Source organism: Pedobacter steynii, assembly GCF_900103665.1.
GTDB lineage: Bacteria > Bacteroidota > Bacteroidia > Sphingobacteriales > Sphingobacteriaceae > Pedobacter > Pedobacter steynii.
Window position 1 is genome coordinate 873,245 of sequence record NZ_FNGY01000002.1, and the last position, 11,707, is coordinate 884,951.

At 45.6% G+C, this 11,707-nt stretch carries 10 protein-coding genes; all 10 read right to left on the reverse strand.

What is annotated here, in order from left to right:
* Nucleotides 1-14: 14 nt before the first annotated feature.
* Nucleotides 15-2,066: a heavy metal translocating P-type ATPase gene (locus BLQ87_RS07700; protein ID WP_083361749.1), complete on the reverse strand. Its 2,052-nt coding sequence runs from the start codon at nt 2,064-2,066 to the stop codon at nt 15-17.
* 58 nt (nt 2,067-2,124) lie between these two features.
* A complete protein-coding gene (locus BLQ87_RS07705; RefSeq protein WP_074605526.1) occupies nt 2,125-2,544 on the reverse strand; it encodes a Fur family transcriptional regulator in 420 nt (139 codons plus the stop codon).
* Nucleotides 2,541-2,930 (reverse strand): VOC family protein, encoded by a 390-nt coding sequence (locus BLQ87_RS07710; RefSeq protein ID WP_074605527.1) that lies wholly within the window; start codon nt 2,928-2,930, stop codon nt 2,541-2,543. The genes BLQ87_RS07705 and BLQ87_RS07710 overlap by 4 nt, the downstream gene beginning before the upstream one ends.
* A 55-nt stretch (nt 2,931-2,985) precedes the next feature.
* Complete coding sequence (locus tag BLQ87_RS07715) at nt 2,986-4,230, reverse strand: efflux RND transporter periplasmic adaptor subunit (RefSeq protein ID WP_074605528.1); 1,245 nt, start codon at nt 4,228-4,230, stop codon at nt 2,986-2,988.
* Nucleotides 4,231-4,234: 4 nt separating this feature from the next.
* Nucleotides 4,235-8,662, reverse strand: a complete 4,428-nt coding sequence (locus tag BLQ87_RS07720; RefSeq protein WP_074605529.1) for a CusA/CzcA family heavy metal efflux RND transporter — start codon at nt 8,660-8,662, stop codon at nt 4,235-4,237.
* A 90-nt stretch (nt 8,663-8,752) separates the two neighbouring features.
* Nucleotides 8,753-9,073 (reverse strand): DUF6660 family protein, encoded by a 321-nt coding sequence (locus BLQ87_RS07725; RefSeq protein WP_143010369.1) that lies wholly within the window; start codon nt 9,071-9,073, stop codon nt 8,753-8,755.
* Between the two features lie 80 nt (nt 9,074-9,153).
* Nucleotides 9,154-10,224: an ACR3 family arsenite efflux transporter gene (gene arsB / locus BLQ87_RS07730; protein WP_074605531.1), complete on the reverse strand. Its 1,071-nt coding sequence runs from the start codon at nt 10,222-10,224 to the stop codon at nt 9,154-9,156.
* A gap of 4 nt (nt 10,225-10,228) precedes the next feature.
* A complete protein-coding gene (locus BLQ87_RS07735; RefSeq protein WP_074605682.1) occupies nt 10,229-10,645 on the reverse strand; it encodes an arsenate reductase ArsC in 417 nt (138 codons plus the stop codon).
* A 23-nt stretch (nt 10,646-10,668) separates the two neighbouring features.
* Complete coding sequence (locus BLQ87_RS07740) at nt 10,669-11,244, reverse strand: DUF6428 family protein (protein ID WP_074605532.1); 576 nt, start codon at nt 11,242-11,244, stop codon at nt 10,669-10,671.
* 36 nt (nt 11,245-11,280) lie between these two features.
* Nucleotides 11,281-11,610, reverse strand: coding sequence for an ArsR/SmtB family transcription factor (locus BLQ87_RS07745; protein WP_074605533.1), 330 nt, complete (start codon nt 11,608-11,610; stop codon nt 11,281-11,283).
* Nucleotides 11,611-11,707: the final 97 nt, after the last annotated feature.

Sequence of the window (11,707 nt, forward strand, 5' to 3'; positions counted from 1 at the left end):
AACCTAGTTGGCAATTATAGCTTCATCCTCTGGATGCGCACCGCATTGAGAATGGCGACTAAAGCTACGCCCACATCGGCAATTACCGCTTCCCAAAGGGTCGCCACGCCTCCTGCACCAAGGATCAGCACGATCACTTTTACGCTCATGGCGAGGATGATATTTTGCCAAACCACACTTCTGGTTACTTTTCCGATTTTTATGGCAGAAACGATTTTTGAAGGCTGGTCATTCTGGATCACAATGTCGGCAGTTTCTATCGTTGCATCGCTTCCAAGGCCACCCATGGCAATTCCTGCATCGGCCAATGCCACTACAGGCGCATCATTTACCCCGTCTCCGACAAAGGCAATAGATCTTCCTTCTTTTTTAAGGTTTTCTACTTTCTCTACTTTGTGCTCCGGAAGGAGGTCGCCAAAGGCGAAGTCAATGCCCAGAAAAGCGGCTACTTTGGCAACTACACTTTGCTTATCACCACTGAGCATCACGGTTTTAATGTTTAATGCATGCAGGTCTGCGATGGCCTGTTTTGCATCTTCCTTGATCTCATCGGCAATGGTCACATATCCGGCAAACTGCTGATTGATGGCCACCACGACGACAGAGTCTACAATGGCATCCACTTCTTCAGGATATGGAATGTTGTGTTTTTTTAACAGTTTCGCATTCCCTGCTAAGACTTCCTTGCCACTGATAAGCCCTTTTAAGCCATGTCCCGCGATTTCTTCCACTTCGCCAATACTATCGTGGTTTGGTTCCGTTTCGGCGTACTGAGCGATCGCTGTGGCGATGGGGTGGGTAGACTTGCTTTCTATTGCAGCGAGGAGCTGGATGAATTCTTTTTCTTCAATTCCTGCGGTTACTACTTGTTGTACCTGAAATACGCCTTTGGTCAGTGTTCCGGTTTTATCCATCACGACGGTATCAATTTTAGTCATGACATCGAGGAAATTTGATCCTTTAAACAGGATTCCATTTCTGGATGCCAGTCCGATTCCGCCGAAATAACCCAGTGGGATGGATACGACCAAAGCACAGGGACAACTGATCACAAGAAAGACCAATCCACGGTAGAACCACTCCTGAAAGCTGTAATTGGCGACAATAAAATAGGGAAGGGCCACGACCAGTACTGCAAGAAGGAATACTATTGGCGTATATACTTTTGCGAAACGGGAGATGAACAGCTGGGTTTGTGATTTTCTGGCGGTTGCATCCTGCACCATTTCGAGAATTTTACTCAGTTTACTGTCTTTGAACAGCGATTTCACCTCTACCTGTGCCAGTTGGTTGAGATTGATCATTCCGGCAAGGACCTGTTCGCCTTTGGTTTTTGAATCCGGTTTGGACTCTCCGGTCAGGGCCGCGGTATTAAAAGTCGCTTTGTCGGAATATAAAACTCCATCCAAGGCTACTTTTTCTCCTGGTTTCACCTGAATGATTTCTCCGATCTGCACTTCGGCAGGAGCAATGGTGCTTACTTTTCCATCACGGATTACATCTACGCTTTCCGGTCTGATGTCCAGTAAGGCTTTAATGCTTCTTTTTGCCCTGTTTACAGCAGCATCCTGGAACCACTCCCCGATAGAATAGAACACCATTACCGCAACACCTTCGCTATAGGAGCCGATGGCAAAAGCACCAAGGGTGGCTACGCTCATCAGGAAAAATTCATTGAAGAAATCCAGCCTCAGGGCTTTTCTGAAAGCAAGTTCCAGAACGTTATATCCGGCAAGCAAATAGGCGGGAATGAAAATGGCAAGCTGAATGTAATTGTTGAACGTGGTGTTGAAGCCATACTCGAGGGTTAACATCACAAGAACGATCGCCAGTGAGGTTAACAATGGCCAGTGGCTTTGCCATCCTTCGGGTTCTCCGGAGCCATGATTGTGCCCGTCATCGTCGGAATGTTCATCGTGTTCATGATCTTTATGATCATGCCCGGCATGGTTATGGTTTTTATGTTGATGCGCCTGACCGTTATGGTTGTGAGGCACGGTAGCAGTAGCAGTATTGCTGTTTTCTTTTGTTGAGCAGCAGTCTTTGAGTTTCTTAGATTCTTGCATCGTCATAGGTTTTATAGTACAAATGTACTTGCTATGACGATGCAATGCTATTGCAATGTTAGCCGGGATGGCACTGATCACAAATTCCTTTGATGATCAGGTTCATTTCTTCCGTCTGGAATCTTTTAGGCAGGGAGATTTCGGGGATTTTGGTGTTTGGCAGACAAAAAGTCTCTTTACAGGTGTTGCAGTAGAAATGGACGTGGAGGTCATGGTGCTGATCTCCATCACAATTGTCTTCACATAAAGCATATTTCGTTGCCCCGGTTCCATCTTCAATGCTGTGTACGAGTCCTTTTTCCTCAAAAGTCTTTAAGGTTCGATACAGCGTGATCCGGTCTGAAGGCCCCATTCCTTTTTCCAGGTCATTTAAGCTGATGGCTGCCACCTGTTTGGTTAAAAAATCCAATACCAGTAAGCGCATGGCTGTAGGATTGATGTCCTTGTTTTTGAGCCTGTGTTCTATGTCGTTTGTCATTTCGATTGTATGAGGTCCCATAAGTTACCATAAAGATCTTCAAAAACGGCCATCGTTCCGTAATCTTCTTCCTTCGGTGGTCTTATGAAATTGATCCCGTTATTGGTCATGTCCTGATAATCTCTCCAGAAATCATCTGTGTAGAGGAAGAGGAATACGCGTCCGCCCGTTTGGTTTCCAATCCGGCTTTTCTGTTCCTCATTCGCTGCTTTTGCCAGTAAAAGGCCGGATTGCGGAGATCCGGGAGGGGCAATCCTTACCCAGCGCTTTGTTGGACTTTGAACAGTATCTTCCAATAGTGTGAAATGAAGCTTTTGCGTATAGAACGCAATGGCTTCATCATAATCGGCAACAACCAGTGCCATATATCCAATCTGTTGTTTCATTTGCTTATGATTAATTGTCAAATGGAACCCGTTGATGTCGGGTTCATCTGATCCGTTAATGGCTGTGTTCTGATGGGCCTGAAGATTTTGATTGCAGGTAAAATGCTCCTTTGGTAACCAAACGCGTGTTTGCAGGCAATTTTTCCAGCGGAGTGATGTTGATATAACCCAGTTCTGAAACTCCGGTAACCACTTCTACTTTTTTGAAATGTGTGCCATGGCCAGCTTCTTTTGTTCCTCCTTTTTCTTCCTCTTCTACAATGAAGATATATTCCTTGCCTTCTGCTTTGACTACGGCATCAATGGGCACAGCCGGAGAAAGCGCTGTTCCTACGCTAATCAGTCCGGTTACATACATTCCTGGAATCAGGTTGCTCAATGGTTTCGTGATGACGGCATGGACAATTACCCCCTTGGTATCGTCTTCAAAAGATTTGTTGATTCCGTTTAAGACCCCTTCAATCTGTTGGTTTTCCTGATTGGTGAGTCTGAAGCTTACTTTTTGTCCGATCTGAACCTTGAAAAGGTCTTTCTCGTAAACGAGCAGGTCTGCATGAATCTTGGAATTGTCTACGATGTCCATTAATGAAGTTCCCGGTTGGATGAAGGAGCCAGTGGTGACTGCAATCGTACCTATAGTGCCTGCAATAGGGGCAATGACAGGGATTTCTGAAGTGATTTTACCAGAAGAAACACGGGAAGGAGAGATGCCCAGTTGTTGTAGCTGACGCTCCAGTGCTTTGATTTTAGACGATTCTGCATGGTAATTTGCTTCGGCAAGCTGGAAGGATTTTCCCGTCCCTGCGCCTGCCGCTTTTAGCTGCTGCTGACGTTTATATTCTGCATCTACAAAACTGAACCCATTCTTTGAAGAAAGGTAATCCTGCTGTAAACGGATCATATCCTGGTTTTCTATGACCGCAAGGATTTGTCCTTTTTTTACTTTCTGGCCTTCCAGAACACTGATCCTGCGGATAATCCCACCGGAAAGGAGGTTCACCTTGGCTTCATTTTGTGGTGGTACGGCAAGTTGTCCGCTGGCTTTTACCACTGCCGTTAGGTTTTTCTCTTCAATTTTGCCGATCTGGATGTCCACGGCCTTCATTTGTTGTTCCGTTAATTCGATCTCGTCGCTATGGCCTTCTGCTCCGTGTCCTTCCTCTTCGCCATGCCCTTCTTCTTTGGTGGCCGTAGTTTTTTCTGTTGATTTTTCCTTGCTTCCGGTACATGAACCCAGGCTGATGCTTATGGAAATGGCGATCATAAAGGCAAGCTGGAATTGTTTTTTATATAAGTTCATCTGGTTATTCTCCTTTGATAAATGCTAATTGAATGGTGGTTTGGTTTAATTGATTCAGGCTTTCCAGGTAAGTGATCTTACTTTGAACTGCCAGTGAAATGTTCTGGACGTATTCCATATAGCCGATTTCGCCAAGGTCAAAAGAGACTTGTGCAATGCGCAACTGTTCTCCGGCCTGTTTTAATCCTTCAGAGGTGTAATAATCCACCGTTTGTTTGTTTTTCAGGTATTCCTGAAATGCCTGTTCATACTGGATTTCAAATTGATGCTGTGCATTCTGGTAGTCTGTTTCTGCAATCTGTGCAGCAATCTTTTCACTTTTTACTTTTGCCCGGCCTGCGCCATTGAATAAGGGAACGGCAACACCGAACTGAAGACCAGCAATCCTCGTTCCCGGCGTATAATCACGGTTCAGCTTTGCGGGGTCAAAAGACCTGATCACGAGCTGCTGACTATAACCAAGGGTGAAATCAGGTAAGGCCTTCGCTTTTTGAAGACCTATTTTTGCTTTTGCAACTTCAATCTGTTGCTGATGAAAGTCCATCAGCGGATTGCTGCTGTTGCCTAAAGTTTCAGCTACCTGAGGCGATAGGATAGGAAGGCTTTTTTCTGCAAGTAAGATCGGGGTTTTGGTATTCAGTAGTTGTTGAAGCTGCAATTCCTGGACCCTTAAGCCTGCTTTTGCAGCGTTCTTTAGCGCCTGGACTTCCTGATATTTGCTTCTGGCGGTGATGAGCTCCAGATTGGAAGTTTCTCCTGATTTAAAGCGGACTTCTGCTTTCTTAATGAAGTTCCCGTAAACGCTATCCTGAAAATTAAGCAGTTTCAGGCTCTCCTGAAAGTACAGGTAATGGTAATAGGCAATTTTGGTATCCCTGATGATTTCTGCACGGGTATATCTGGCCGACTGCTCGGACAGGGAAGTTTGCAGGTTTAGTACCTTTTGCTGGTTTTTGTATAAACCCGGCCATGCAAAAGTCTGGGTAACATTGATGGCATTGTCGTTACCTCCACCACTGGTGGGGTCCTGAGAAAGGGAAAATTCTGTCTTTCCGGGATCAAAGCCTGATTTTTGAAGCGCTTTGGCGTGTGCGGTTCCCAAGCCTGCGGATTTTAGTTTCAGGTTGTTGTGGACCGCCATGGAAAGAATGCTGTCTAAGGTAAGCGGGCTGGCATTGCTTTGTGCCTGAGCCGGGTTGTTTTGCGCCTGAGCCGGGTTGCTTTGCGCCCGAGCAGGATTGCTGTTTCCTGCCAGTGTAAAACTAAAGATCAGCGTAAGGACCAGGACTTTAGCTGATGTACCTGTTTTGATCTTTTTAAGCTTTTTGTCCCCAAACAAAAGGTACAAACAAGGCAGGACAAATAAGGTCAATAGTGTGGCGGAAAGGAGCCCCCCGATCACTACTGTGGCCAATGGTTTTTGTACTTCTGCACCTGCGCTGCCAGACAAAGCCATTGGCAGGAAACCGAGAGAGGCCACGGCGGCAGTCATGATTACCGGGCGAAGTCTGACTTTAGTCCCTTCGATTACCCGTTGATAAATGTCTGTCATTCCTTCTTCTTTTAGTTGATTGAAATATCCGATGAGCACAATACCATTGAGGACGGCAACACCGAAAAGTGCGATGAAACCCACCCCGGCAGAGATGCTGAAAGGCATGTCTCTAAGCAATAAGGCGAAAACCCCTCCAATTGCTGAAAGTGGAACGGCGGTAAAGATGAGGATCGTCTGGCCGAATGATTTGAAGGTCGCATATAGGAGGCCCATGATCAATAGCAAGGCGATAGGGACCGCAATAGACAGTCTGTCTTTGGCTTTTGTCAGGTTTTCAAACTGTCCGCCATACGTGATGTAATAACCTGAAGGCAGTTTTAATTGCTTGTCCAGGATTTGCTGAATCTCCGATACCGTACGTTCTACATCGCGTCCTTTGACGTTGAAACCTACATAAATCCTTCGTTTTCCATCTTCTCTGGAGATCTGGGCAGGTGCATTTTTTAGCGCAATGCTGGCCACCTGATTGAGGGGCACTTTATTTCCCGAAGGGAGAGGCAGGTACAGGTTTTCAATGCTGGATATGTTTTCTCTGAGTTCTCTTTCCAGACGGACCACCATCTCAAACCGCTTTTCTCCTTCGAAGATGACCCCTGCGGTATTCCCTGCAAATGCGGTTCTCAGGAGGGTATTGACCTCGGAAATGGTTAATCCGTATTGCGCGATTTTGTCGCGGTCGTATTCTACCACAATTTGCGGTAAACCGGTTACCTGTTCTACAAAAGGCTCATTTACGCCCTGCACCGGGGCAATTAAACGGGAGATTTTATTGGCTTGCTGGGTCAGGATATCCAGGTCTTCCCCATAAATTTTTATGGCTACATCCTGGCGGACACCCGTCATCAGTTCATTGAAACGCATTTGCATCGGCTGCGTGATCTCGATATTGACGCCTGGAAGTATCGATAATGCTTTTTCCATCTTCTCCGACATTTCTGCTTTTGAGCTGGCGCTTGTCCATTCTTCTTTAGGTTTCATGGCCACCATCATGTCGCCACGTTCTACCGGCATCGGATCTGTAGGGATTTCAGCACTTCCAATTCTCGTGACGACTTGTTTCACCTCAGGGAATTGTTCTTTTAAGATCTTTTCGGCCTTGCCGAAAGTTTCCACCACCTGTGTCAGGGATGTTCCCTGTGACATGGCGATTTCTACGGCAAGATCGCCTTCTTCCAGTTGGGGCAGGAATTCTCCGCCCATCCGGTTAAAGACAAAAAGGGTGAAAACAAAGAGCAGTACCGCAAGGGCTACGGTTAGTTTCTTGAATTTTAGTACCAGAATCAGGGCCGGCTGATAGACCCTGCGCAGGGCATCCATGATTTTATCTGAAATATTGGGTTTATGAGTCGTGTTTTTGCTGAGGAATAAGGCCGTCATCATTGGAACATAAGTCATAGACAGGATGAAGGCACCTACAATGGCAAACACAACGGTTTGGGCCATGGGTTTAAACATTTTTCCTTCTATACCTACCAAAGATAACAGCGGAAGGTAAACGATCAGGATGATGATTTCGCCAAAGGCGGCACTGTTTCTGATTTTAGAAGAAGCGGTATAGACTTCTTCGTCCATTTGTGGCTGGGTTAAAGGCATGGCATCATTGCCTGTATTTCTTGCGCTAAGCCGGAATATAATGGCTTCCACAATGATAACCGCACCATCTACAATGAGTCCGAAATCGATGGCACCAAGGCTCATCAGGTTTCCGGAAACACCAAAGAGCCGCATCATTGCAAAGGCGAATAGCATGGACAGGGGGATTACAGAAGCAACGACCAAACCTGCTCTCCAGTTGCCGAGTAAGAGTAAAAGTACAAAAATTACGATCAGGGCTCCTTCAATCAGGTTTTTCTGAACTGTACTGATCGATCTGCCCACCAGCTCTGTCCGGTCGATGAAAGGCTCGATAACCACACCTTCCGGAAGTGATTTTTGAATCTGAACGATCCTTTGTTTCACGTGTTTGATCACTTCATTGAAGTTTTCTCCCTTTAACATGAGCGTGATTCCCGCCACAACTTCGCCTTCACCATCGCGGGTAACGGCACCGTATCTGGTCGCTGTTCCAAACTGAACGGTTGCGACATCACGGATCAGGATGGGTACTCCACCCATATTTTTAACGACAATCCTTTCAATATCAGCCAGATTTTTCACCTGACCTACACCGCGGATGGTATAGGAATTACTTTGCTGCTCGATATAAGAACCTCCGGTGTTTTCATTGTTGTTTTCCAGTGCTTTATAGATGTCGGCAATGGTAATATTGAGAGAATTGAGCTTGTCGTTGTCGAGGGCGATTTCGTATTGTTTGACATATCCGCCCCATCCGCTCACCTCGGCTACGCCTTTGGTCCCGGCCAGTTGTGTCCGGACTACCCAGTCTTGTAAAGTCCTGAGGTCTGTGGCCGAATACTTTTTCTCATATCCTTTTTTGGTATGAAGTACATATTGGTAAATCTCTCCCAGTCCGGTGGTAATGGGGGCAAGGGTGGGGGAAGCCAGGCCTTTCGGGATATTGGCTTCTGCTTCTTTTAATTGGGCGCCTACCTGTTGCCTGGCCCAGTAAATGTCGGTTTCATCCTCAAAAACGATGGTGATCACCGAAATTCCTGATCTGGAGATGGATCGTTTCTCGATCACTTCCGGAATATTGGCCATGGCCAGCTCTATCGGAGCGGTAATGAATTGTTCCACCTCCTGAGCGCCCAGACTTGGGGCCTGGGTAATGATCTGAACCTGGTTGTTCGTGATGTCTGGAACTGCATCAATAGGGAGTTTTGTTAAGGAATAAATGCCCCAGATGATGAGGGAGAGGGTCATTAAACCTATTGCTAGTTTATTCTTTATAGAGAAATAAATAATCTTATCAAACATACGTTGCGTCTGTTTTATAGCCTGTTAAATGGCAGGAAATCCTGGCCATGAATAGATGGGTAAATAAATAAATCGGGAAAGAGAAATGATTTACACCAACTGAGGCGGTTGCCAGATGTCGCCGGCGAATAAGATCACAGGAGAAATGGGCAATTCAGGATAATTGATTTCTTTTTTAAAGGGAGCGGCAGTTTGTGCGAGGTAAGCAGGACTGGTGAGCGCGAAAGCCTGACAGCTGCTGCAATGAAAAAAGGGAGAACAGGTATGCGGATGCTCTTCAGCATCGCAAGGAACTTCTTTTACCTCATTGTATTGGGTTTCATGTGAGCTGAGGTTAGCTTCATCGTCACAGCATGGCCATACCGAAAGGGCCAGCACGCAGAACGTAAATAGAAAAGCTAAGTATCTCACCTCACAAACTTATATAATTTTTTAAAGTATGGCTATATTTTCTGTTATTTTTTCATGAAGGATATAGAAACAGGGATGTATTAAGGCGCAGGTAAGTAATACTTTTTCCTGAACCAGAAAGCAAGGTTGACCAGGGCAATCAAGGCCGGGACTTCAACTAAAGGACCGATTACGCCTGCAAACGCCTGTCCGGAATTGATGCCAAAGACGCCAATGGCAACTGCAATGGCCAGTTCGAAGTTGTTGCCGGTAGCGGTGAAAGCAATGGAGGTACTTTTAGAATAGTCTGCACCGAAATACCTTCCTGCAAAGAAGCTGCATACAAACATCAGGGCAAAATAAATGGTCAATGGAATCGCAATGCGAACGACGTCCATCGGGATCTGAACGATCAGTTCTCCTTTCAGGCTAAACATGATAACAATCGTAAACAATAATGCGATCAGGGTGATGGGCGAGATAAAGGGAACGAACTGCTCCTGAAACCATTTCTCTCCTTTTAAGCGGATGAGGCCGTATCTGCTGATGATGCCCATGGCAAAAGGAATGCCCAGGTAAATGGCCACGCTTTCCGCAATCTGGCCAATGCTGATGTTTACTGCCAGTCCTTTCAATCCAAATAAAGGAGGCAGGACGGTAATGAACACATAAGCATATACACTGTATAATAAAACCTGGAAAATGCTGTTTAAGGCAATGAGCCCGGCAGCATATTCCCGGTTTCCTTCCGCCAGTTCGTTCCAGACTACCACCATGGCAATACACCTGGCCAGGCCGATCAGGATCAGTCCAACCATGTATTCCGGATAATCCCGGAGAAAGGTAATGGCCAGAATAAACATCAGTACGGGGCCTACAATCCAGTTTAATACCAGAGAGGTGCTCAATACTTTGGTGTCTTTAAACACTTCCCCCATATTTTCATATTTCACTTTTGCGAGTGGCGGATACATCATCAGGATCAATCCTATGGCTAGTGGAATATTGGTTGTTCCACTGGAAAAGGAATTGATCAGACCTGAAGAAGAGGGGATAAAATACCCGACACTAACGCCAATGGCCATGGCCAGAAAGATCCATAAGGTAAGGTAGCGGTCTAAGAAGCTCAGCTTCTTTCTTTCGCTGATTGGGGAGCAGTGATTTGCCGACATCAGATTAATGGAGGTTTTCGTTTACAAAGTTCTGAGCGTAGCTTTTGATCAGTTCGCGGACTGCTGCAAATTGCGCTTTGATTGCTTCTTCCGTACCTGTTGCTTTTGCCGGATCAGGAAAGTTGTAATGGAATTTAACGGCCTGGGTAGGGAAATAAGGACAGTTTTCTTTAGCGTTATCGCATACGGTGATCACAAAATCGAAGTCGATGTTTACATATTCGTCGATGTTATTGGACGTATGCGCAGAAATGTCTATTCCATCTGCTTTCATCGTTTCTATAGCCCTTGGGTTTACGCCATGAGTTTCTATGCCTGCGCTGTAAATAAGGGCTTTATTGCCTGCAAAATGTCTTAAATAACCTTCTGCAATCTGACTGCGGCAACTGTTGCCAGTGCACAATACTAATACTTTTTTCATAATGGTTTCCTGGTTTTTATAAATTAGCAACATCCGGAATCCGGGCCACATACCGGTCCGTCGGAAGCAAGGTTGATCAATTGGATTTTAGGTTTAGTTTCTTCTTTTTTCGCGGCAGGAGCGCAGCATTCTTCTCCGCTATCGGTTGTGCCACAACTGCCTCCGCGACTGATGGCTTTGCATTGCGTGGCATCAGGGATGAGGTCGATAATCAGGTTTTCTCCCGCGATGTTTAATGCGCCGGGATACATTTGTCTGGTGTCAAACTGAGAATTTCCAAACTCAATCTTTACAATACCCAGCGGGTTTAAGGGTAAAGTTTTCTCAACGAGCTGGACGATGGATAAGGCTTTGTTTACCTGCATGGCCCTTTCGCTGTCTTTTTCTGAAGGCTCCCAGAGCTGGACAATGATTTCTGTCCAGGAGTTCATGACTCCGCCACAATCTACTGATACGATAGGGGCCTGTTTAATTTCTGTGATGTGATAAGACGCATCTACCCATTTGTCTGCTGCATATTGGAATTGCAGTGTCAGTTCCGGATGTTCCTGGAGCTTTGATTTAAAGCTTTGCCAGTTCATTAAATTGGTTGTATTCATAATATTGCAATTTTACGATTGATGTAGACAATTTTTTTAGCAGCATTTGACTTCGCCTTTGTAAGACGATAGGAAAGCGCCCAATTGCTTTTCCATCATTTTCCAGGTTACCGGGTTGATGCAATAGCATACGCTCACGCCTTCGATGGTTCCCTGGATTAATCCTGCTGTTTTCAGTTCTTTTAAATGTTGGGAAATGGTGGCCTGTGCGAGGCCAAGTTCTTCTACCAGGTCTCCGCAGATGCAGGTGTTGGAAATCAGGATCCGTTGCAAAATGGCAATCCTTGCAGGGTGTGCCATGGCTTTCAGCAGTTGTGACAACTGATTTTGTTCGTCGGTAAAGATCTCTGATCTGGTAAGTCCCATATTGCTTTGATTAATACATTGCAATAATACGATTAATATAGAGAATTCAAAGTCATGTGATTGTTTTATTTGAAATTTTGTTCTTTTATTGGAGCAG

Coding starts and splice junctions, on each gene's coding strand:
- BLQ87_RS07700 (WP_083361749.1), bottom strand. CDS start 2,066: ATGCAAGAATCTAAGAAACTCAAAGACTGCTGCTCAACAAAAGAAAAC.
- BLQ87_RS07705 (WP_074605526.1), bottom strand. CDS start 2,544: ATGACAAACGACATAGAACACAGGCTCAAAAACAAGGACATCAATCCT.
- BLQ87_RS07710 (WP_074605527.1), bottom strand. CDS start 2,930: ATGAAACAACAGATTGGATATATGGCACTGGTTGTTGCCGATTATGAT.
- BLQ87_RS07715 (WP_074605528.1), bottom strand. CDS start 4,230: ATGAACTTATATAAAAAACAATTCCAGCTTGCCTTTATGATCGCCATT.
- BLQ87_RS07720 (WP_074605529.1), bottom strand. CDS start 8,662: ATGTTTGATAAGATTATTTATTTCTCTATAAAGAATAAACTAGCAATA.
- arsB (WP_074605531.1), bottom strand. CDS start 10,224: ATGTCGGCAAATCACTGCTCCCCAATCAGCGAAAGAAAGAAGCTGAGC.
- BLQ87_RS07735 (WP_074605682.1), bottom strand. CDS start 10,645: ATGAAAAAAGTATTAGTATTGTGCACTGGCAACAGTTGCCGCAGTCAG.
- BLQ87_RS07740 (WP_074605532.1), bottom strand. CDS start 11,244: ATGAATACAACCAATTTAATGAACTGGCAAAGCTTTAAATCAAAGCTC.
- BLQ87_RS07745 (WP_074605533.1), bottom strand. CDS start 11,610: ATGGGACTTACCAGATCAGAGATCTTTACCGACGAACAAAATCAGTTG.